Source organism: Bdellovibrio sp. GT3 (assembly GCF_037996765.1).
Classification (GTDB): domain Bacteria; phylum Bdellovibrionota; class Bdellovibrionia; order Bdellovibrionales; family Bdellovibrionaceae; genus Bdellovibrio.
This window is the reverse complement of sequence record NZ_JBBNAD010000004.1, coordinates 1,100,075-1,120,407: the sequence shown is the minus strand read 5'-3', so window position 1 is coordinate 1,120,407 and position 20,333 is coordinate 1,100,075. Positions and strand designations below refer to the sequence as shown.

Here is a 20,333-nt window from a genome sequence, read left to right as displayed (position 1 = left end):
AATAAGGAGATTTAAAAATGGTAAATTTGCTTAAGGTTTTTATCGTTATATTGTTTCCATTGACTTTATCTGCGCAGCAAAAAGTGGTCGCGGAATTGTTTGGTTTGAAGTCAGATCGAAAGCAAAAGCTCTACGATCTGAATCTGGAGATTACTCCGCAGGGGGCCGAAACACGCATGCACGGCGAGTTTCGTGACACACAAGGAAAAGTTGTGGTGGTCGAAAAAGGCGCTGCAGCAGGTGACAAATTTGTCAGTTATGAAATTGTAAGATCTCAGACGGGTGAAAAAGGACGCATCACTTTGGAGGGTGACAAAATCAAATTTGAATATGAAGGGGCTGATGGCAAAACGAAAACAAGTGAAGAGAAGTCCAAAGGGATTCTGCTGAGCACGGCTAATTTTGCGCCCTTCGTTTTGTCTCACTGGGAGGAATTTCAAAAGGGAAGTTCCATCAGTGTCCGCTATGCGGTTTGGGATCGACTGGAGACTGTGGGTTTCACCCTGAAAAAAGTCGGTGAAACTGAAGTGGCAGGTGAAAAGCTGATTGAGTTGCAGATGAAGCCAACCAGTTTCGTTATCGCTGCCCTGGTGGATCCGGTGCATTTTTGGTACTCCGATAAAGACAAGACTTTGCGCGTTTTGAAGGGCCGTGTGCCGGTGAAGCAGATGAAGAACGGCAAGTGGTCTGACCTGGATGCAGAAGTGGTTTATACCAAGGTCCAGACGTCAGTCTCAAAATAATACAGTCTCAATTTTTAGCTGTTTCCCGCCGATAAGTGGGGCATGAAGAATCAGAACTCAATCTTTGTAGTTTTCTGTTTGTGCCTCACTATTGGTATCGTGGCCGTCTATGGCGTATTGGTGGGGCATTTTAACGGCCATCAGAAATACGAAATCCAGATCTCTGCTCTTAATAAAAAAATCGAACAAGAGCAGTTTGATAATTCCCTTTTAACTTATCAGCTTAAAGACTTTCAACAGGCTGTGGCCCAGGCGCTTCCGGGTGATAAAACCCTTCAGGCAAAGTATGAATTGAACAATCTTGCTGCGGCGGTGCGTACGCCGGCCAGTGAGTCCAAGGTTGATTTGTCGCCTGTTGTTTATGAGCGTGCGAAAAAATACTTCAATCAAAAGAATTATGACAAGGCTATCAGTGAGTTTAATGGCTTGCTTGAGAAGTTTCCTTTAAGTTCGCACGGGGTTGAGGCGCACTTCTTCATCGCTGAAAGTTACTTTCTTAAAAAGGACTTCCGTAACTCTCTGGCGCAGATTGACGACATGGTGACTCAGTATCCTGAAAATGACCTTACCGGGTTCATTTTGCTGCGTATGGGGCAAATCAGCGAATACAACAATCAAGTCGATGAAGCCGCTGAAGTTTACAATACAGTTCTGAAGAATTTCAAAAATGAGGATCTGCGCAAACAGGCCCGCAAGCTGGCGAACAGCGTGGAATTCAAATAATGAAAAAGTTCTTTCAGATTTTCATGTTTTTGCTGGCGTTTCAGGTGGAGGTTCGGGTTCGGGCTTCCGCGGATACGTTGCAGGAACCGGCAGCCTGCCTGAAGTCCTCTGAAAGCTGTGCATTGCATGTGGTGGGACCCGCATTTCATCTGAAACAAGGTGATTTGAAAATTCATGCAGGAGAAAAATCCACTTTGGTGCGTCTTTCGCAGGAAAAGTGGCGTCTGGTAAAAGGCGTTTTATGGGTTGAGTCCGCACCTGGTGTTCAGGTGGAAACACCCTTCATGACAGCAAAATCCTCCCATGGTCAGTACTGGATCATTGAGCGCGGTGAAAAGCAGATTGTGCGCAATATCGATGCGGAACTCCATGTTGTGCTTCGTGATGGTAAAAAACTGGAAGTCCCGGCGGGTTTCGAGTTTTGGGTTTCTGGGATCAACTCCAAGGGTAAGAATGAGTTTGGCATGATCCAGACTGTGGATTTGAAAGATCATCTGCTTCAGTGGAATCAATTGTTTGTGGGTACCAAAGAGCAGTTTAAATCTGAAGTTTCGCATTTGCGGGGCAATTGGGCGGATCTTAGTGAGCGTGGCGCGAGTCTGTATGAAAAGATCGCGCGTCGACAGCTGGCTTCCGTGGAAGAGGCTCGCCGCAATGAGGAAGAAAAAAAGCGTGAAGCCCAGGCTGAGCGCCAAAAAACCCGGGAGCTCATGTTCCAGCGGGCTTTTGACCGATAGTTCCCTCAAACCTAGGTCCTGTTTTTATTTAACCAGCTCAGAGTCCTGAAGTTTCTTTGTCTTCCGCATGCTATTCTGCAGGCTGGGGAGGATAGGATGTCTTCTATTTCATCAGACCGCTCGCGCCAGGACGAAAAAATCAGACAAACTCGTGAAGAGTATGAAAATCGGGAAACCGAGAATGCCAAGCGCCGTAATTCGGAAATCAAACGCCTTGAGCAACGTTATCACGACGAAGTGAAATCCATCACTGATAATTATGAAAATAAAATCGACTCCCTGAAAGAGCGCAATCGTGAATTGTTAACGGACAAGGATTTGGATAACAACCGTAAGATTGATGAAGTTCGTAATACTTATCGCGAATCTTTGCGCAATAAGACTGAAGAATCCTACAACGATCGCGCTTTGATGCGCAATTCCTATGAAGCTCAGCTGAGTAAGCAAAAAGAAGTGAATGAATCCCAAAAGAACAATTTGGTGGGGCAGCTGAGCACGGAAATCAAAAGCCGTGATGAGCAGCTGCAGCGATCGACTGATGAAAATCGTGAAAAAGCACGTCAGAATGTGGCAAACAATGCACGCCGACTAAATGATGCGCATGAGAAAGAAAGAAACGCGATGGCGTCTTCCCATCAGCAGGAAGTGGCCACGAAAAATCGTGCAACGAATGAGATGAGAAAGTCTTACGAGGCTCGTATCAAGCAAAGCGAGAACATGCGTGAGAACGATAAAGAATCTTATCAGCAGAAAATAGCTGACATTGTCACCAATGGCAAAGAGACATACTCTGACAATTTGCAAATGAAGCAGGCGGTGATGGACTCCGAGTTGAACCGTGTGCGCGACAAGTATCATAATACTTTGGAGCGCAAAATGGAAACCTTGGATGATCAAAATGCAGATTTCCGCGATACCGTAAGTGAAAGAATTAACACTCAGGTGCGTTCCAAAGATTCGCAAATTCAACGTTTGAACAGCAAGTTGAATAACGAGATGGCCAAGAATGAAAAACTGCGCGGTATCGAAAGAAAGAATCTGACACAAGCTTATGAAAAGCAGTTGGATTTGGTGGATCAGCGCCGTGAAGATGCCGTTCATCGTATGCGTGAGCTTTCGGACGAGCGCGTTGATAAAATGAATCACAAGAACGCACAGTTGTTGCGCAATGTGGACCGTGAATATCAATCACAGGCCAATGTTGCAAATGCACGCAGCTCTCTGGATCGTGAAACTATGAAACAGCAACACGAGGATCAAATGATCCAAGTGAACTCCACGGCTGAGTCCCGCGTTAAGAAAATTACGGATTTGTCGTCAAATAATGCGAAAAGATTGGGAGAGTATTACGGTAGTTCCCTGGAGCAAATGGAAGACAACTATTCGCAACGCATGGATGGTCAACGTCAGCGTTTTGCAGAGGATCAGATCGCTACAAACAAGGCCATGACAGAGCGATTCCGTGGCATGGAGCAGAGCTTCAATTCGCGTCTTGAGCAAACCGTGAAGACTTACGAGGACAAAATCACAAAACTTAAAGACAATCAGGACAAAGAAGTAAAGCGTCTTGAGCGCATGTACGGTCAGCGTATCGACAATCAAGGCAAGGCTTCGAAGAATGAAAAAGAATCTGTAACTATGCAGTATGAAGCAAAGCTTGCGCAACTCAGTGAGTCGCACCAAGATCAACTTGATAGAATGAATAGACGCCACCAGGAGGATATGCAAAACTTGTCTACAAAGATGAGTGCATACTCTAGGAAGGCGTAGTTTCAATGTTAGCAGACCGACGAGCAAAGATTGTGGCGACCATCGGGCCGTCTACTCGTGATGAGAAAAACCTAGAAAAAGCAATTAAGGCGGGCATGAATGTGGCTCGCCTTAACTTTTCTCACGGGACCCATGAAGATCATTTAAAAGTGATTCACTCACTCCGTAAACTTTCCAAAGACTTGAGTGCTCCAGTGACGATCCTCCAGGATTTGCAGGGGCCTAAAATCCGCGTCGGAAAAATTGAAAATGGAAAGCTTGAAATTAAACCTGGTGAGAAGTTCACCTTCACCACGGCTCCGGTATTAGGACGCCAAGGTTTGATTCCTTCAGACTTTAAAGAGCTTCCGCTGGCTTGCGCTCCGGGCACACGCATTCTTTTGGATGACGGCCTTATGCAAGTCGAAGTATTGCAGGTTCGCGGTGAAGAGGTTGATGTTGTTGTTATTGACGGCGGCATCCTGAAGGACCGTAAAGGTATGAATCTTCCGGGTGTGAATTTACCGGTGGATCCAATGACTCCGAAGGATCTTGAGGATCTTGAATTTGGTATTGCCAACAAGGTCGACTACATTGCTTTGAGTTTTGTTCGCCATGCCCGTGATATTCGCAAACTGCGTGAGATTATCGAATCCCGTGGTTCACAGGCTAAGATCATTGCTAAAATTGAAATGATCGAGGCGTTGGAGAATCTTGAAGAGATCTGCCGTCTTTCAGACGCTGTCATGGTGGCTCGTGGTGACCTTGCTGTTGAAGTGGGTCAGAGTCGTCTTCCTGGTTTCCAAAAGCGTATCATCAATGTCTGCAATCAGTTGGGGCGTCCGGTAATCACGGCGACTCAGATGCTTGAGAGTATGATTGAAAATCCTCGTCCAACACGTGCTGAAATCACAGACGTGGCCAATGCGGTTTTGGATGGTTCTGATGCCTTGATGCTGTCGGCTGAATCGGCAAGTGGTAAACATCCATTTAAAGCTATTCGCACCATGCATGAGATCATTCTGGAGGTTGAGCGCAACGAGGAGAAATACTATAAGATCTCTCTTGAAAGTGAGTTCTTGAGCACACCTGCGGCTATTGCTGCCAGTGCGTCTTTGAGTGCGTTGAAGTTGAATGCCACAGCAATCATCTGTTTAACCAGCACAGGTAAAACAGCAAGCATCATTTCCAGCTTCCGTCCCAAGGCCCGCATCATTTCCGTGACTCAACATCATGAAGTGTTGAACTCGATGGAATTGAACTGGGGTATTCAAACTCACGCGATCAAACCTTATAAAAACATGGAAGACATTCTGTCTGAAGTTGATAAGTTGTTGGTGACTCATGGTTTGTCAAAAACCGGTGATAAGGTGATCCTAACTTTGGGGCAGCCTATCGCGAGTGGTATCAAAACAAACTCACTCTATGTTCACACTGTGGGTGCAGAGAGTCTGGTACGTTTGCCGGATGAGCAATTGCCAATGCGCTGTCAAACAGATCCAAGCATTGATTAATTCAAAATAAAAAAAAGGCTTTAGTTCATCACTAAAGCCTTTTTGTTTTTCTAGCGCAGTTTCTTTTTCAGATTGTTTACCAGTGACCAGTTTTGGGCTTGTGGCTCCACGAAGGGAAGCTCCACTGGAGCGAAGACGGATGTGCCGTCCATGATCTTGTCGCCCAGGTATTTTTTCTCAACCAGGCTGTTGGCGTCGTCGGGTTTAATCAGTGCGCCGACTTCCTTCATGGATTCATTTTGCACAACGCTTAAATCAACTTTATTCAGACCTTTGTTGTCGGTCGGAACTTTTTTAGCAAATAGAATCAGTGCATTCAGAACTTTGCATTCTTGTTCTGTCAGTGGTTCTTTGCGGTCTTTTTCCTGTTTAAACAACCAGTCGTTGTACCAATCAACAAATGCAAATAACTCGGCCGCTTTGAGGTTGGTAATTTTCTGTGTGCCGTCGCCACGATCTTCCTGTGTCAGATAACCCAGTTCAGTCAGGGCATTCACCATCGCGGTCATTTTATTTGTGGCTTCCTGAAAAATCTGAATCGTGTAATTGCGAAGCAGTACGGAGGAAATACTGACGCCTGTGGCTTCAGGTTTTCCGTATTTGTTAAACACGAAATTCAGGATCGACATGAATTTATTGATCACATGAGGTGGGAAACGCTCTTCATCTGCATTTGCAGTTTCAAGTTGTTTGATCTTTTTGTTGGATTCACGAATAGTTTCATTCAGATTTTTTAAAATCGCGCGAACCCATACTGGCAACTGATCAAGTTGTTTGTTCAGAGAGTCATAGGGCAGGGCAATGACTTCAGTTTCCTTGATGGCTTTGACGTTTGCGCTGCGAGGTTTGTTGTCGAACAAACCCATCTCGCCAACCATGGCGCCAGGATTGATTTCGGCAAGCATGACTTCAGATTGGCCTTTGGTTTTCGTTACAGCCAGCAGACCGGATTTAATGATGTACATCGCATCCGCTGCATCACCTTCACGAAACAAGTAATTGTCTTTTGCAAGCTTCTTAGCCTCAGCCACGCCCAGATCCTTCCCGAGAAATTGTTGTATTTAGTATCCCTGAAACAAAAGTTCAGGGCAATTTGTAGGAAGGAGGCTGGACGTTGGTATGGACTTACCTTAGAAAGTCATCGCTTTGCAGTCAGGCGCAATTGTCATTTTGCCCTCTGTCGCAGCAAGAACTTTTTCTGGTGATAAATCAGGAGCATATTCTTTTAAAACGAATCCTTGATCTGTCACTTCGATCACACCGAAATCGCTGACGATTTTCTTGATACACTTGATGCCAGTCAAAGGCAGAGTGCACTTGGTGCGAAGTTTGGAGTTTCCTTCTTTGTCAGTGTGTTGCATGGCTACGATCACGTTGCGGGCGCCGGCTACAAGATCCATGGCGCCGCCCATTCCCTTAACCATTTTTCCAGGAACCATCCAGTTGGCGATGGAGCCTTGCTCATCGACTTCCATGGCGCCCAAAACTGTAAGGTCCACGTGGCCACCACGAATCATCGCAAAGCTGTCTGCGCTGGAAAAGAAACTCGCTCCTGGAACTGCTGTCACAGTTTGTTTGCCGGCATTCACCAGATCCGCGTCGACTTTGTCTTCAGTTGGGTAAGCGCCCATTCCCAAAAGACCGTTTTCGCTCTGTAACATAACGGACATTCCTTTCGGAATGTAGTTGGCAACCAAAGTTGGAATGCCAATTCCAAGATTTACGCAGTAACCATCCTGAACTTCTTTGGAGATTCGTTGTGCAATTTGTTCTCTTGTTAAAGGCATAACTATCCCTTGCTCACTGTGCGCTGTTCGATGCGTTTTTGATAGTTCGTTCCTTGAAAGATTCTTTGAACGAACACACCTGGAGTGTGAACCTGATCCGGATCCAATTCTCCCACTTCAACCAATTCCTCAACTTCGGCCACTGTGATTTTACCCGCAGTTGCAGCCATGGGATTGAAATTGCGCGCGGTTTTTCTGAAGATCAGATTGCCGAACTTGTCGCCCTTCCAGGCTTTGACCAAGGCAAAGTCACCAACGATGCCGCGCTCAAGAACATAGTCGCGGCCATCAAAGTTTTTAATTTCTTTGCCTTCCGCAACCAGAGTTCCAACTCCTGTAGGAGTATAGAATCCGGCGATACCTGCGCCGCCGGCACGAATGCGTTCTGCCAAAGTGCCTTGAGGGCAGAACTCAAGGTCAAGTTCGCCGCTCATGTATTGTTTTTCAAAGAGGGCGTTTTCACCAACGTAGGAAGAGATCATTTTTTTGATCTGACGTTTTTGTAAAAGCAAACCCAATCCAAAATCATCCACCCCGGCATTGTTGGAAACGCACGTCAGGTTTTTAACCCCGCGTTCAACAAGGGCCGCGATGGAGTTTTCAGGAATTCCACAAAGACCAAAGCCGCCAACGACCAAAGTCATTCCGTCTTTGACCCCGTCAAGGGCAGACATGGCGTCTTTATAAACTTTTTTGCTCATGGCTTACGCCTTTTCGATGATCAAAGCCACCGCTTCGCCGCCACCAATACACAAAGTCGCCAAACCATAGCGTTTGTTATGAGTGTGAAGAGCATGGACCAATGTCGTCAGGATACGAGCCCCAGAAGCACCGATCGGGTGACCGATAGCAACGGCACCACCGTGCACATTTACTTTTTCAGCAGGGATTTCCAATTCCTTCATTGCCACTTGAGTGACAACTGCGAAAGCCTCGTTGATTTCCCAAAGATCGATGTCGCCCACTTTCAAGCCCGCTTTATCCAAAGCTTTCTTGATCGCGCCAACAGGTGCTGTTGTGAAGTATTTAGGCTCGTGCGCGAAAGTTCCGTGCGCTACAATTTTAGCCAAAGGTTTTGCGCCACGTTTTTTAGCTTCAGACTCAGACATCAAAACGTGAGCTGCGCCCCCGTCGTTGATTTTGGAAGCATTTGCCGCCGTGATTGTGCCCGCTTTATCGAAAGCCGGTTTCAATCCTGGAATTTTATCGAAGTTGGTGTTGAATGGCTCTTCGTCTTTATCGATAACCACGTCACCTTTGCGGCCCGCAACAGTCACCGGAACGATTTCGTTTTTGAATACGCCATCAGCCCAGGCTTTTTGTGCTTTTTTGTAAGAATCGACTGCGAAAGCATCTTGTTGCTCGCGAGTGAAGTTATGTTCTTTTACGCAAATCTCTGCGGCATTTCCCATATGGAAATTATTGTACGGATCCCAAAGACCATCTTTGATCATGGAGTCAGTCATTTGCGTTGGTCCCATGCGGTAACCAGAACGGGAGTTTTCCAACAAGTGCGGAGCCAAAGTCATGTTTTCCTGACCACCAGCGATTGCAATTTTGGTGTTGCCCAATTTGATATTATCAGCGGCAAGCATCACGGCCTTCAAGCCAGAACCGCAAACTTTATTGATCGTCATGCACGGAGTGTTGTTGCCAAGTCCAGCATAAAGAGCAGCTTGACGAGCTGGAGCTTGTCCCACACCTGCAGTCAATACCTCACCCATAATCACTTCGTCGATCTCATTTGGGGAAACACCAGCGCGATTCAAAGCTTCTTTAATCGCAGCGGCGCCTAGTTTGGGAGCAGGTACTGCACCGAAACCACCTTGAAAGGATGCGACAGGAGTTCTGACGCTGCTGACAATCACTACATTTTCCATAATTCACCTCTTCATGTTGAAAATCGTAAAAAAATTATCTTAAATAGAGTCTGAGTCAATATTTCAGAATTTGGAGACAACGCATGTCAGCGATCACCGTCATCTTGATAAGTCTTTTCGTTCAGCCTCTTTGGGCAGCCACATTTGAGGCTCCTGTGCAGGAAGGAACTCGTTTGGTTATTAAGGGCCTCGACGCCCAGGTTCAACTGGTCGCAGCTCCCGGCGCAAATTCTGTAAAAATCTCAGGTGTTGAAGAGTCGGGTTTTGAAGGTGCCTATGTGGTTACCAAAAAAGAGAATATCATTGAAGTCTCCATGAATGAATTCGGGAGCAAGAAAACCTGGATGAATATCTTGCCGAAAGCGAGCTCCCAAGCGAAAAAGATCGAAATTTCCGGTGCTGCTGTGCCAGTGGAAGTTCAGCTTAAGAGTGGCAGCGTTGTTGCTCAAAGATGGAGCAAAGATCTGAAAGTGAGCATGACTTCAGGACGCGTTGCCACAGCCAATGGGACAGGTACTTTGCAGCTCTATGTACAAAAGGGCGAGATCAGCGTTGCTGACCATGTGGGGCGCGTTAACGCTGATGGATATTCTGGTGCCATGAACTTAAAAAATATCCAAGGGGACGTGGATGCCTCGATGTTTTCGGGTCAATTGAATCTGGAAAAAGTTCGCGGCTTTGTCTCGCTTACGACGCAGCAGGCGACAGGAAAAGTGAACCAAGGGTCCGGAACAATTCAATTTGAAAATGGCAAGGGGAGTTTGAGTCTTCAGGCGTTTCAAGGTCGTCTTGAGGGGCAGAATCAAGATGGCAATGTCACTATCAACATGACTTTGGATTCAGAGGTCGATGTAAAATCCAAAGCGGGTCGTGTTAATATCATCTCTCCAGCGGCTTCGGGGGCCAGCGTCAATCTGTACACAGTCGATGGGGAAATTTTTGTTCCCAACGAACTCAGAGTCAGCAAGTTAAGTTCTGAGAAAAGTGTGCGGGGGCGTCTGCGTGGCACAGCACAAAGAGGCAGTATTTCGGTACGCGGCCAAGAGACAACAATTCAAGTAAAATGAGTTGACAGCCCAAGCTCTATGATTCAGGTATTTGAAGGTACATTCATCACCGTCAACTAGGTAAAACAATGGCAAAAATCGTAAAAAAGAAGCCCGCAGCAAAGACTCCAGCTAAACCCGCTAAAAAAGCGCCGGTAAAAGCTGCGTCTAAACCAGCCCCTAAAAAGGCAGCGCCTAAGACTGTTGTTAAAAAGAAGGCCGAGAAAGCTCCTGCAAAGGCAGCTCCTAAAAAGCCGGAAGTTAAGAAAAAAGTCGAAGCCAAAGTTGAACCGAAGGCGAAAGTTTCCGCGAAATCCGTAAAGGAAGTTAAAGAAACTAAAGCTGAAGTTTCCAAAAAGGAAAAAGTCGAGAAAAAGGCGGCACCAGTCCCTGCTCCTGAAAAAGCCGTTGCACCTAAGAAGGATGCGAAAGCACCGAAAAAAGGCAAAGGCAAAAAGGAAAAAGAAGAATCCGATATGGATGACGACTTTATCGCTGATGACGACGCCATGATGGGTGACGAAATTGGTGAGTACGAAGAGGAATTGAAGGCTGTCGAGGAATCCGAAGAGGAAATCGAAGTCATCGAGGACTGGACAGCGGAAGAGAAAGACAAATCTGACGAAGAGATTGTTTTGACGGATGCTGAAGGTCGCCGCTACTGCCGTGCTCGCGATTGCGATCAAGTGGCTGTGGTTGATGTGTACTGCCGTTATCACTACCTGTTGTTCTGGAAGAAAATCCAAGTTCGTAAGAAAATCCTTACTGATGGAAAACTGGAGCGTTACGTTGAGGAATTGACGTCTCGTTATCCGGATAAATTCCTTGAGATGATCCGCCGTGACCTTCGAACTGAGAAGGACTTCCTGGCTGCGATCCAAGAGCTGGAGATCGATGAATCAGCTGGTGAAGGGGAATTTGAAGAGGATACGAACGCGTTTATCGAAGAAGTGCGCGGCATGGGTGATTCTGGTGGCAGCGTCTCTGATGACGATGAGTACTAGAACGCACCGGTAAATCGAATTTTCCGGCACGCTAAATTAGCCTCACCTTGATGGTGGGGCTTTTTTTTGGCCAAATTACACGTTGCGTAAATATATGAAAACCGGGCGGTTTTTGGGGAAATGTTAAGGGAATTGATAGTTTACAATTGTTAATTGGTGGGCTTGGAGTATTCAGGGGCGCGTCACGAAATTTTGTGGTACAAATTTGAATTGCAATCTGGAAATGGGATTGGTAGCAGTAGCCGCAAGTTGAACCCTGAATATATGACGGAAATATGGTCCGTCGTTTCTACCTGCCACCAGTATTAATGGCAGACTATTTGGAGATATATGAAGAACCTATTTGTTCTTTGCGCAGTACTAGTCGTTTCCCTTTCATCCTTCGCACAAGATGCTTATCCAACAGGGCCAGATTCAAATCTGACTCCTGGTGCGTTGTGCAATCGTCCGACGGAGCACCGTTACCCTGAGCAAATCAACTATTGCGAGCGCGATGTTGATACTCAAACTAAAAAAGGTCGTTTCGCAGCATACGATCAACAGTTGGGTTTCCACACTCGTTCCATGAATCGTCAGGATTTCAAAATTGACCATTACATCCCACTTTGCATGGGTGGTTCTAACGATATCAAAAACCTATGGCCACAATACAAAGAAGTTTACGAGATCACAGATCCTTTGGAAGGTCTTCTTTGTGAGAAAATGGCTCAAGGCAAGCTTCTTCAAAAAGACGCTGTCCAAATCATCATGCGCGCTAAGAACAACCTTAGCGAAGTTCCAGCAATCTTGGCTCGCGTTCAAGATCTTTAGTCTGAATTAAATATCTCTCATCGAGGGGTTAGGCTCGCTTCCACCATGTGGGGTGAGCCTTTTTCATTTTAGGGGTTTGATTTTTCATCAGGGCAAAAAAAAAGCTCCTAGTGGAGCTTTTTTTTGTTTCCTTTGAACATCTTCGGACCCTTTTCATCATCGCCGTCTTCATCGTCCGGCTCTGATTCTTCACCGTGATCTTCGTAGTCTTCGTCATCACGCGGAGGGCTTAGCTCCTCGCTTTGTTCTGCGCGAGCCAAGGCGTCTTCGGATTCCGATTCTTCATAAACGATGCTGTCGTCTTCCACGCCCAATAGTTTATTGGCTTCCGCTTCAAGGCTGGAGTTTTCAGTCGTGAATTGCACGTAAAGCTTTTTGCCCTGGAACGGGATTTCCTTCCAAACGTACGGGAAGTCCACTTCGCCATCGTTTTCAAAGTATTCCACCATCATGGAGGCAGCAGCGTCCACGCAGTTGTGAATGCGAGTGATGGCATCTTGTTGTTCCTGAGAGTAATTCATGGAAACTTCAAAGTTTGCTTGAGCCAGGCGGCCGTCCTCGTGATATCCGACGCGCAGCACTATCTCTTCGGTGTAGATACGACCTTCGATAATCAGCTCTGCATTCTCTAGGTATTGAGCGAAATTTTCGTTGAACACCGTCTGAATTTGATTTGAGTACTCTTTGGGAAAATTTGTCCACTTTTTGGAACTTTTCAGTCTTGGATTCATAGCGAGAGTCTCCTCGAACTTTGACATTTCTAAAGTGCTCCTCTATAACTCACTTTCTTTGATGACACAAGAGGTAAGACAGTGGATGAAGTGAGCCAAATTCCTGAAATCACCAAGCAAATTGAAGGCATTAATCAAGATGTTGGTCAGGGCCGTGGTGTTTATATTTCCACTTACGGATGTCAGATGAACGTGAACGACACGGAACGCATGTACTCTCTTCTGGAGATGCAGAACTTTGCGCCCGTGGATAAGCCTGAAGACGCGTCTTTGATCATCATCAACTCCTGCAGTGTGCGGGAAAAACCGGTTCATAAAGTTTATTCCGAAGTCGGAACTTTCAGAAAAATGAAAGAGAAAAATCCTGACTTGCGTATCGGAGTTGGCGGCTGCGTGGGTCAGCAGGAAAAAGAAAACCTGATCAAGAACCAACCGATGATCGACTTCGTATTTGGTACTGATCAAATCGACAGTCTTCCGTACTTGGTTGCTGACAGCTTCATGGATCGCGAAAAACGCATCAGTGCGAAGTTCCAGCACCGCGCCCCTTATCACATTGAAACCATGGTTCGTAATCCGGGTGTGGCGACGTTTGTTAACATCACCAAGGGTTGCGATAATTTTTGTACCTTCTGCGTGGTTCCGTACACTCGCGGTCGCGAAAAATCCCGTCCGTTGCAACACATTCTGACGGACATCCGTCACCTGGTGAAGCGCGGAATGAAAGAAGTTACTTTGCTGGGGCAAAACGTAAATTCATATTCTGACAGCGATGTGGATTTTGCTGATTTGATGGCGAAGGTTGCCACTGAGACGGATGTTGAAAGAATTCGTTTCACCACATCTCATCCAAAAGACTTCAATCAGAAGCTGGCGGACACTATGGCAAAACATCAGGACAAAATCATGGAGTACATCCATCTGCCATTCCAAAGCGGCAGCACGCGTGTCCTGGAGCGTATGAATCGTATTTACACTCGTGAAGAGTATCTGGAAAAGATCGCAATGCTGCGCAAGTCGATTCCCAATGTGGTGTTCTCTACAGATATCATCGTGGGTTTCCCGGGTGAGACCGAAGAGGATTTCCAGGATACAATGAAGATGGTTCAAGAGGGTGGTTTTGAAACTATTTTTGCATTCAAATACTCGCCACGTCCGTTCACCAAAGCTGCAAAGTTTGAAGATCAAATTGCGGAAGAGGTTAAGACGGAGCGTTTGAACCGTTTGTTTGATATGCATGATAAAATGTCCTTCGAATTGGTAAAACGTTACGAAGGTCAGATTATGAAAGTTCTGGTTGAAAACACAGATCGTGAAGAAGGCAAAGTTCACGGTCGTTCCACAGGGAATAAACTGGTGCACTTGAAAGGTTCACCGGATTTGATCGGTAAAACGGTCGATGTGCGTATCACGCGTGCCTTCCCGGCTACCTTTCATGGAGAGTTGGTTCAGTAATGAAAGAAGATGTTTTAGATTTTCAAAATCTGAAAGCACAAATCATTTTCGCGGAGGAATCCGGCGACGAGGAAACATTCCATCAGGACGACTTGGTGCGCTTGTTTCCGTATGGTCTTTCTGTGACGGGTGATATTTCCCGTCCTTTTCTTTTGTTAAAAGACGAATCGCATTCCCATACTCTGCCGGTGGCAGTTTCTCCGATTGAGGCGGGTGTGGCTTTGTCACAATCGAATAAAAGTATTGCCGAGTCGACTCCGCACAAGTTCACGGAACTTTTGATGCAATCATTGGGGATAGAAGTCCGTCAGGCTGTGTTTGTGGAAATCAAGGGGGCGAGCCAGTACGTTCGTCTTTATTTGACCGGTCATCCAAAAACAAATTCAATTAAGGTGCGTGCTGATGAAGCGATGTCTCTTTGCTTGCATTTGGGCACGCCTATTTTTGCCACTAGAAACTACATTGGTCGTTCAAAAATTATGAATGCGACGGTGGAAAGCAATTCCCACGTACTCCAAAACATGTCTGGCGAAAAGCCCAGATATCTAAACTAAAAAAATCATCAAATTGCTGTACTGCAAATTGTGTAATGGCCCTGTTGTTGAAACAATAGGGCATGATTCATTTGCCACCATTGATATACGATCTCGGCATCATCCTGGTAGTTGGAGCCTTGGTTACACTGCTTTTCAAAAAACTTCGCCAACCAGTGGTGTTGGGTTACCTCGTTGCTGGTTTCCTGGTCAGTCAGCATTTTCCGTATTTACCGACAATTCAGGATAAAGCGAGTGTTCATACATGGGCTGAAATCGGTGTTATATTCCTGTTGTTCGGTCTGGGCTTGGAGTTCAGCTTCAAGAAGCTTGTTAAAGTCGGGGGATCCGCTGGTTTCACGGCAGTCTTTGAAGTCATCTTCATGGTCGGTCTTGGTTATATGGTGGGCCGTCTGATTGGTTGGAATTCGATCGACAGTCTGTTCATGGGTGGGGTGCTTTCAATTTCCTCCACCACGATCATCGTTCGCGCTTTTCAGGAACTAAATATGAAGGGCCAGCGATTTGTGGAGCTGGTGTTTGGAATATTGATTGTTGAAGATATTGTGGCGGTCCTTCTGCTGGTCTTGTTACCTTCGCTGGCGTTAAGTGAAGGTTTGAATATGGGGACGTTGGCGTCCGTCACCTTCAGGATGGTTTTCTTTATTCTTTTGTGGTTTGTGGTGGGGATTTTCCTGTTGCCGGCATTCCTAAGAAAAATTCGCAACCTCATGGAGGAAGAGATCACTTTGATCGTTTCCATCGCTCTGTGCTTTATGATGGTGGCGATTTCTTCACTGGCGGGGTTTTCTCCGGCACTGGGGGCCTTTGTAATGGGGTCCTTGCTGGCTGAAACACCAGAAGGTCATCGTGTTGAAAAGCTGATCAATCCGGTGAAAAATCTTTTCGCCGCAGTCTTCTTTGTTTCGGTCGGAACGATGATTGATCCTAAAATCATCGTTGAAAAGCCGGGTCTGATTTTTCTTCTGACGGCCGTGACTATATTCGGTAAATTTATCAGCACTTACTTGGGGGCGTTGCTTTCCGGACAAAGTCGCAAGATCTCCATGCAGTCAGGGATGAGTTTGGCGCAAATCGGGGAGTTCTCGTTTATCATCGCCTCTCTGGGGATGACCTTAAAGGTAACCAGTGATTTTATTTATCCACTGGCGGTGGCGGTTTCCGCGGTCACGACTTTCACGACACCTTATTTGATCAAATCTTCCTCCTGGTGTTCTGAGCGCGTGGATCGGCTTCTGCCGGACAGATTTAAAAAAGTTCTGGATAATTATAAATCGACATTTGAAAGGCAGGGCAGTCGCACAGTGGCCTCTTTGCTGGTTGAAGCCTACGGAATGAAAGTCATTCTGAATTCGGTGGTGATTGTGGCCTTGGCGTTTGGTTTTAAACTTTACGCAACTGAATTTCTGCGTATGATTCTTCCGGACTTCAGACATATTCAAGGCTTTACTTTGGGTCTGTGTATGGTTGTGTCGGTTCCGTTTTTCTGGGGATTGGTAAAGGGACGTCCGGCGAAAAAGCTGACTCAGGATCTGGATGTCATGGCGCGCTTGCGTCGTCTGATTCCGGTGGTGACAGTTGTTCGGGTTCTGTTTGCCATTATTTTACTGTCGGTGATGGTGGCGCAGTTTGTGTCTTTGAAAGTTGCGTCGGGAGCTCTGTTCGGTGCAATCCTGGTTATGGGTGTTCTTGCCTATCGCTACGGGGAAGTATTTTACAAGTTCTTTGAGGGTGAGTTTTTGTCCAATCTGACGGAACGTGAGCGTGAGGAAATATCCAAGCGCGATGAAATCACTCAGTTGGCGTTGCCTTGGGATGCCTCAATCAGTGTGATTGAAGTGGCTATTGATTCAAACTGGGCGGGGAAAACCCTGCGTGATTTGAAATTCAAGGAAAATTACAGCGTGACGATCGCTTCTATCATACGCGGTTCGCGCAGATTTTTTGCGCCGTCGGGTAATTTTTTGCTATGGCCCTATGACAAGATCGTTTGCTTCGGCAGTGATTCAGAACTGCAGGATTTGAATCATAAAGTCGAGCAGGAACGCGCAAGCTTAATCTCCGAAGCTGAAACACCCAAGTATCGCATGGGTTCGTTTGTTGTTCAGGCTGATGATATTTATGTCGGAAAAACGATCCGCGAAAGCGGGATTCGTGAATCACAGAAGATTTTGGTGGTTTGTATTGAAAGAGGCCCGACCAGAATCCTGGGGCCGTCGGCAGGAACGTCAATGCAGGCCGGTGATCTAGTCTGGTTTGTGTCGGAATAAATATTTACCTAAAAATTCCCGGGCGGGAAAATAAGAAGATCTTTCAAAGTTCTGACTGGAAAGGCTTCGATCATGAAACCATTGATGTCCCGCCGTCTAATTTTATTTCCCATGCTGGTTATATTTGTCGTGCTCTTTACTGGAGGCTCGGCTTTTTTTGAAAAGCGAAATTTTAAGCATCAGGAAGCTGATGTTCGTGGGGATATATCGACTTTGGAAGAAAGTGAGATTTCTGAAGAGTCTGTGATGAGTCCGTTGAATCCCAATTTCCGCCAGAGCATGGTTTGGATTCCGGGTGGTGAATTTTGGATGGGCAGTTCCAATAAAACAGTACTGGATGCACAGCCGGTTCATCGTGTTCATGTGGATGGATTTTGGATGGATCAATATCTGGTGACGAATCAGGATTTTGCAGAATTCGTTGATGAAACCGGTTACATCACAATTGCCGAAAGAAGACTGGATCCAAAAGATCATCCGGATCTTCCGCCGGAGTTGCTGGAACCCGGTTCGATTATTTTCAGTCCACGGATTGAGCGCCCTGACTTGGGCATCAGTGGTTCTGCTTATTGGCGCTGGCAAGCGGGTGCAAACTGGAGACATCCTGAAGGGCCGCAAAGTGATTTGCGGGGTCGTGAGTTGATGCCTGTCATTCATGTTTCTTATACGGATGCTGAAGCCTATGCGAAGTTCCGTGGAAAACGCCTGCCCACTGAAGCCGAGTGGGAATTTGCGGCACGCGGAGGTCTGGATCGTAAGCCATTTAGTTGGGGAACTGAATTTCGCCCCGCCGGCAAATTCATGGCGAACACTTGGCAGGGGAATTTCCCATATTTTGACTCTGCAGAGGATGGTTTTAAAGGATTGTCTCCAGTGGGGAGCTTTCCACCGAACGGGTATGAACTTTTTGATATGACTGGAAACGTCTGGCAGTGGGTCTCGGACTGGTATCGGGATGATTACTTCAGAGAGTTTGCAAAACTGGCGGTGGCACGGAATCCCCGTGGACCTGATAAAGCCGAGAATGAGCTGGATCCTTCTTTGAAAAAGCGTGTGCAAAAAGGGGGATCTTATTTGTGCACTGACGCCTATTGTTCCAACCTGGATCCTGCGGCTCGACGTCATGGGGATATCTGGAGTGGCTCGCCACAGGTGGGGTTTCGTCTGGTGACCTCGGACCCAAAAAATGCATCGCAAGCCGAGAAGCGAAAATTTTCGCAAATCAATACAGAGCTGTGATAGCATTGTCCTGAGGTTTATATGAGCAGTCCATTTGTTAAGGCACGCGGTAAGCAACCGGTTGTGGCTGAAAAAGTTTTTATTGCAGACAACGCACGCATCATCAGTGATGTGGAAATCGGGGAAGGTTCCTCGATCTGGTACAATGTCACCGTTCGCGGTGATGTCATGCCGATAAAAATTGGCAAAGAAGTGAATGTTCAGGATGGCAGTGTCATTCATGGCACATACGGAAAGTATGGAACCACTTTGCACGATCGTGTGACCATTGGTCACTTGGTGATGTTGCATGGCTGTGAGATTGGCCGGGCAACACTTGTGGGTATGGGTTCTATTGTTATGGATGGAGTTAAAGTTGGCGATCATTGCCTGATCGGTGCTGGCTCCCTCGTGACCGAAGGGACCGAGATTCCTCCCCGCAGTCTTGTCGTGGGACGTCCGGCCAAGGTAAAACGCGCATTATCCGATGAAGAGGTCGCATTGTTGGAGAAGTCAGCGGACAACTATTTGCTATATAAAACCTGGTACGAATAAGCCACGACTTTGGTCAACTTCCTGACAGATTCCTGATGGTGTTCTTGTTGAACTCTGCATTGATTCAACACAGAATATTCACAGGAGTTTTTTATGGAACGTGAGATCCCTTTTGCACTGACATTTGATGATATTTTGCTGCTTCCTCAATTTTCTGAAATCACACCGACGGAAGTGGTTCCACGCAGCTTTTTCGCCCGCGACAAATATTTAAATACGCCAGTCATATCTGCTGCGATGGATACGGTGACTGAAAATCGCACAGCCCGGGTCATGGCGCAATTCGGTGGCTTAGGGATTATTCATAAAAATCTTTCGATTGATAAACAGGCACTTGAAGTTGAAAAGGTAAAAAAATATGAGAGCGGTATGATCATGGACCCACTGACGCTGGGACCGGATCATATGGTGCAAGAAGCTTTGGATTTGATGGAAAAGTATTCTATCAGCGGTGTGCCGATTACGGTGGATGGCTTGCTGGTGGGGATATTAACAAATCGCGACCTGCGTTTTGAAGAAAACTTTAATCAACCCATTCGCAATCTGATGACTCAGGAAAATCTGGTCACCGCGAAAATGGGAACGACTCTGGATGAAGCTAAAAAAATTCTGCAAAAGCATCGTATTGAAAAACTTCCGGTGGTTGATGCCAAAGGAAAGTTAAAAGGTCTGATCACTATCAAGGATATCGAAAAGGCCAGAAATTATCCGCAGGCGACCAAGGATAATCACGGTCGTTTGTTCGTGGGTGCGGCGATCGGTGTGGGTACTGATTCTGCGGAGCGTGCAGAAGCACTTGTTGCGGCGGGCGTGGATGTTCTTTGTGTGGACACGGCTCATGGACATTCAAAAAATGTTGTGGACATGGTGAAACATGTTTCCAAGAAATTTAAAGACGTGATTGTGGTTGCCGGTAATGTGGTGACTGCTGATGGCACCAAAGCGTTGATTGAAGCGGGTGCTGACGTTGTCAAAGTGGGTGTCGGTCCTGGCAGCATTTGCACCACACGTGTGGTGGCAGGTGTTGGTATGCCTCAGATCTCTGCGGTGATGGATTGCGCACGTATTGCCAAAGCCAAAGGAAAAACAATCATTGCTGATGGTGGTATCAAGTTTTCCGGCGATATTACGAAAGCACTGGCGTTGGGTGCCAACACAGTGATGATCGGAAATCTTCTTGCTGGTGCCGAAGAGTCCCCAGGCGAAACAATTCTTTTTCAAGGGCGCAGTTACAAAGTTTATCGCGGCATGGGCTCGCTGGGTGCCATGGCAAAGGGTTCCAAGGATCGCTACGGGCAAATGGATATCGAAGACAATGAAAAGCTGGTACCTGAAGGTATCGAAGGCAAAGTGGCCTACAAGGGACCTGCCAGCGGAATTATCCATCAGCTGGTCGGTGGTTTGAAATCTGGCATGGGCTATTTGGGAGCTGGAAATATTGATGAGCTTCAGGCGCGTGCAAAATTTGTTCAAATCAGCGCAGCGGGTCTGCGTGAGTCGCACGTTCATGATGTCAGTATCACCAAAGAAGCTCCGAACTACAGAATTGAAAGTTAA

Annotated in this window: 19 protein-coding genes and 1 riboswitch; of the genes, 14 read left to right on the top strand and 5 right to left on the bottom strand. The window is 46.5% G+C overall.

From position 1 onward, the window contains the following. Nucleotides 1-17: 17 nt before the first annotated feature. From AAAA73_RS07030 to pyk, 5 genes are all read left to right on the top strand, one after another. Complete coding sequence (locus AAAA73_RS07030; protein ID WP_340597485.1) at nucleotides 18-743, top strand: hypothetical protein; 726 nt, start codon at nucleotides 18-20, stop codon at nucleotides 741-743. Nucleotides 744-785: 42 nt separating this feature from the next. Then, a complete protein-coding gene (locus AAAA73_RS07025) occupies nucleotides 786-1,466 on the top strand; it encodes a tetratricopeptide repeat protein (RefSeq protein ID WP_340597484.1) in 681 nt (226 codons plus the stop codon). After that, nucleotides 1,466-2,203, top strand: coding sequence for a hypothetical protein (locus AAAA73_RS07020; protein ID WP_340597483.1), 738 nt, complete (start codon nucleotides 1,466-1,468; stop codon nucleotides 2,201-2,203). The genes AAAA73_RS07025 and AAAA73_RS07020 overlap by 1 nt, the downstream gene beginning before the upstream one ends. A 96-nt stretch (nucleotides 2,204-2,299) precedes the next feature. After that, complete coding sequence (locus AAAA73_RS07015) at nucleotides 2,300-3,973, top strand: hypothetical protein (RefSeq protein WP_340597482.1); 1,674 nt, start codon at nucleotides 2,300-2,302, stop codon at nucleotides 3,971-3,973. 5 nt (nucleotides 3,974-3,978) lie between these two features. After that, nucleotides 3,979-5,466, top strand: coding sequence for a pyruvate kinase (gene pyk / locus AAAA73_RS07010; RefSeq protein WP_340597481.1), 1,488 nt, complete (start codon nucleotides 3,979-3,981; stop codon nucleotides 5,464-5,466). A 50-nt stretch (nucleotides 5,467-5,516) separates the two neighbouring features. Here the strand turns inward: pyk and AAAA73_RS07005 are convergent, their stop codons facing one another. The 4 genes from AAAA73_RS07005 to AAAA73_RS06990 all read right to left on the bottom strand — a co-directional run bounded on the left by AAAA73_RS07005 (nucleotide 5,517) and on the right by AAAA73_RS06990 (nucleotide 9,133). Then, the gene (locus tag AAAA73_RS07005) at nucleotides 5,517-6,497 is read right to left on the bottom strand and encodes a Crp/Fnr family transcriptional regulator (RefSeq protein WP_340597480.1); all 981 of its coding nucleotides are present in this window, start codon (nucleotides 6,495-6,497) and stop codon (nucleotides 5,517-5,519) included. 99 nt (nucleotides 6,498-6,596) lie between these two features. Beyond that, on the bottom strand, nucleotides 6,597-7,253 hold the full coding sequence (locus AAAA73_RS07000) for a CoA transferase subunit B (RefSeq protein WP_340597479.1): 657 nt from the start codon (nucleotides 7,251-7,253) through the stop codon (nucleotides 6,597-6,599). A gap of 2 nt (nucleotides 7,254-7,255) precedes the next feature. Next, entirely contained in the window at nucleotides 7,256-7,954 is a 699-nt protein-coding gene (locus tag AAAA73_RS06995) for a CoA transferase subunit A (protein WP_340597478.1), read from the bottom strand. A 3-nt stretch (nucleotides 7,955-7,957) separates the two neighbouring features. Next, the gene (locus AAAA73_RS06990) at nucleotides 7,958-9,133 is read right to left on the bottom strand and encodes a thiolase family protein (RefSeq protein ID WP_340597477.1); all 1,176 of its coding nucleotides are present in this window, start codon (nucleotides 9,131-9,133) and stop codon (nucleotides 7,958-7,960) included. Between the two features lie 83 nt (nucleotides 9,134-9,216). Here AAAA73_RS06990 and AAAA73_RS06985 point away from each other — a divergent pair, with 83 nt between their 5' ends. From AAAA73_RS06985 to AAAA73_RS06975, 3 genes are all read left to right on the top strand, one after another. Further along, on the top strand, nucleotides 9,217-10,200 hold the full coding sequence (locus tag AAAA73_RS06985; protein WP_340597476.1) for a DUF4097 family beta strand repeat-containing protein: 984 nt from the start codon (nucleotides 9,217-9,219) through the stop codon (nucleotides 10,198-10,200). Between the two features lie 68 nt (nucleotides 10,201-10,268). Beyond that, entirely contained in the window at nucleotides 10,269-11,183 is a 915-nt protein-coding gene (locus AAAA73_RS06980; protein WP_340597475.1) for a hypothetical protein, read from the top strand. 238 nt (nucleotides 11,184-11,421) lie between these two features. After that, nucleotides 11,422-11,522: riboswitch (purine riboswitch) on the top strand. Beyond that, nucleotides 11,514-11,993 (top strand): hypothetical protein, encoded by a 480-nt coding sequence (locus AAAA73_RS06975; RefSeq protein ID WP_340597474.1) that lies wholly within the window; start codon nucleotides 11,514-11,516, stop codon nucleotides 11,991-11,993. It overlaps the preceding riboswitch by 9 nt. Before the next feature lie 107 nt (nucleotides 11,994-12,100). Here AAAA73_RS06975 and AAAA73_RS06970 read toward each other — a convergent pair whose 3' ends face one another. Further along, nucleotides 12,101-12,751: a hypothetical protein gene (locus tag AAAA73_RS06970; protein ID WP_340597473.1), complete on the bottom strand. Its 651-nt coding sequence runs from the start codon at nucleotides 12,749-12,751 to the stop codon at nucleotides 12,101-12,103. Between the two features lie 72 nt (nucleotides 12,752-12,823). Here AAAA73_RS06970 and miaB point away from each other — a divergent pair, with 72 nt between their 5' ends. The 6 genes from miaB (at nucleotide 12,824) to guaB (ending at nucleotide 20,333) form a co-directional block, all read left to right on the top strand. Next, on the top strand, nucleotides 12,824-14,179 hold the full coding sequence (gene miaB, locus AAAA73_RS06965) for a tRNA (N6-isopentenyl adenosine(37)-C2)-methylthiotransferase MiaB (protein ID WP_340597537.1): 1,356 nt from the start codon (nucleotides 12,824-12,826) through the stop codon (nucleotides 14,177-14,179). Next, complete coding sequence (locus AAAA73_RS06960) at nucleotides 14,179-14,733, top strand: bifunctional nuclease family protein (protein ID WP_340597472.1); 555 nt, start codon at nucleotides 14,179-14,181, stop codon at nucleotides 14,731-14,733. The genes miaB and AAAA73_RS06960 overlap by 1 nt, the downstream gene beginning before the upstream one ends. Nucleotides 14,734-14,795: 62 nt before the next feature. After that, the gene (locus AAAA73_RS06955; RefSeq protein WP_340597471.1) at nucleotides 14,796-17,003 is read left to right on the top strand and encodes a cation:proton antiporter; all 2,208 of its coding nucleotides are present in this window, start codon (nucleotides 14,796-14,798) and stop codon (nucleotides 17,001-17,003) included. 72 nt (nucleotides 17,004-17,075) lie between these two features. After that, nucleotides 17,076-18,242, top strand: a complete 1,167-nt coding sequence (locus AAAA73_RS06950; protein ID WP_340597470.1) for a formylglycine-generating enzyme family protein — start codon at nucleotides 17,076-17,078, stop codon at nucleotides 18,240-18,242. A 21-nt stretch (nucleotides 18,243-18,263) separates the two neighbouring features. Continuing rightward, nucleotides 18,264-18,776 (top strand): gamma carbonic anhydrase family protein, encoded by a 513-nt coding sequence (locus AAAA73_RS06945; RefSeq protein ID WP_340597469.1) that lies wholly within the window; start codon nucleotides 18,264-18,266, stop codon nucleotides 18,774-18,776. A gap of 93 nt (nucleotides 18,777-18,869) precedes the next feature. Further along, nucleotides 18,870-20,333, top strand: coding sequence for an IMP dehydrogenase (gene guaB, locus AAAA73_RS06940; RefSeq protein ID WP_340597468.1), 1,464 nt, complete (start codon nucleotides 18,870-18,872; stop codon nucleotides 20,331-20,333).

Excerpts from the sequence above, each read along its gene's own strand:
- AAAA73_RS07020 (WP_340597483.1), top strand. The coding sequence starts at position 1,466 with ATGAAAAAGTTCTTTCAGATTTTCATGTTTTTGCTGGCGTTTCAGGTG.
- pyk (WP_340597481.1), top strand. The coding sequence starts at position 3,979 with ATGTTAGCAGACCGACGAGCAAAGATTGTGGCGACCATCGGGCCGTCT.
- AAAA73_RS07030 (WP_340597485.1), top strand. The coding sequence starts at position 18 with ATGGTAAATTTGCTTAAGGTTTTTATCGTTATATTGTTTCCATTGACT.
- AAAA73_RS06985 (WP_340597476.1), top strand. The coding sequence starts at position 9,217 with ATGTCAGCGATCACCGTCATCTTGATAAGTCTTTTCGTTCAGCCTCTT.
- guaB (WP_340597468.1), top strand. The coding sequence starts at position 18,870 with ATGGAACGTGAGATCCCTTTTGCACTGACATTTGATGATATTTTGCTG.
- AAAA73_RS06950 (WP_340597470.1), top strand. The coding sequence starts at position 17,076 with ATGAAACCATTGATGTCCCGCCGTCTAATTTTATTTCCCATGCTGGTT.
- AAAA73_RS06980 (WP_340597475.1), top strand. The coding sequence starts at position 10,269 with ATGGCAAAAATCGTAAAAAAGAAGCCCGCAGCAAAGACTCCAGCTAAA.
- AAAA73_RS07000 (WP_340597479.1), bottom strand. The coding sequence starts at position 7,253 with ATGCCTTTAACAAGAGAACAAATTGCACAACGAATCTCCAAAGAAGTT.
- AAAA73_RS06975 (WP_340597474.1), top strand. The coding sequence starts at position 11,514 with ATGAAGAACCTATTTGTTCTTTGCGCAGTACTAGTCGTTTCCCTTTCA.
- AAAA73_RS07025 (WP_340597484.1), top strand. The coding sequence starts at position 786 with ATGAAGAATCAGAACTCAATCTTTGTAGTTTTCTGTTTGTGCCTCACT.
- AAAA73_RS06945 (WP_340597469.1), top strand. The coding sequence starts at position 18,264 with ATGAGCAGTCCATTTGTTAAGGCACGCGGTAAGCAACCGGTTGTGGCT.
- AAAA73_RS07015 (WP_340597482.1), top strand. The coding sequence starts at position 2,300 with ATGTCTTCTATTTCATCAGACCGCTCGCGCCAGGACGAAAAAATCAGA.
- AAAA73_RS06955 (WP_340597471.1), top strand. The coding sequence starts at position 14,796 with ATGATTCATTTGCCACCATTGATATACGATCTCGGCATCATCCTGGTA.
- AAAA73_RS06970 (WP_340597473.1), bottom strand. The coding sequence starts at position 12,751 with ATGTCAAAGTTCGAGGAGACTCTCGCTATGAATCCAAGACTGAAAAGT.
- AAAA73_RS06995 (WP_340597478.1), bottom strand. The coding sequence starts at position 7,954 with ATGAGCAAAAAAGTTTATAAAGACGCCATGTCTGCCCTTGACGGGGTC.
- AAAA73_RS06960 (WP_340597472.1), top strand. The coding sequence starts at position 14,179 with ATGAAAGAAGATGTTTTAGATTTTCAAAATCTGAAAGCACAAATCATT.
- AAAA73_RS06990 (WP_340597477.1), bottom strand. The coding sequence starts at position 9,133 with ATGGAAAATGTAGTGATTGTCAGCAGCGTCAGAACTCCTGTCGCATCC.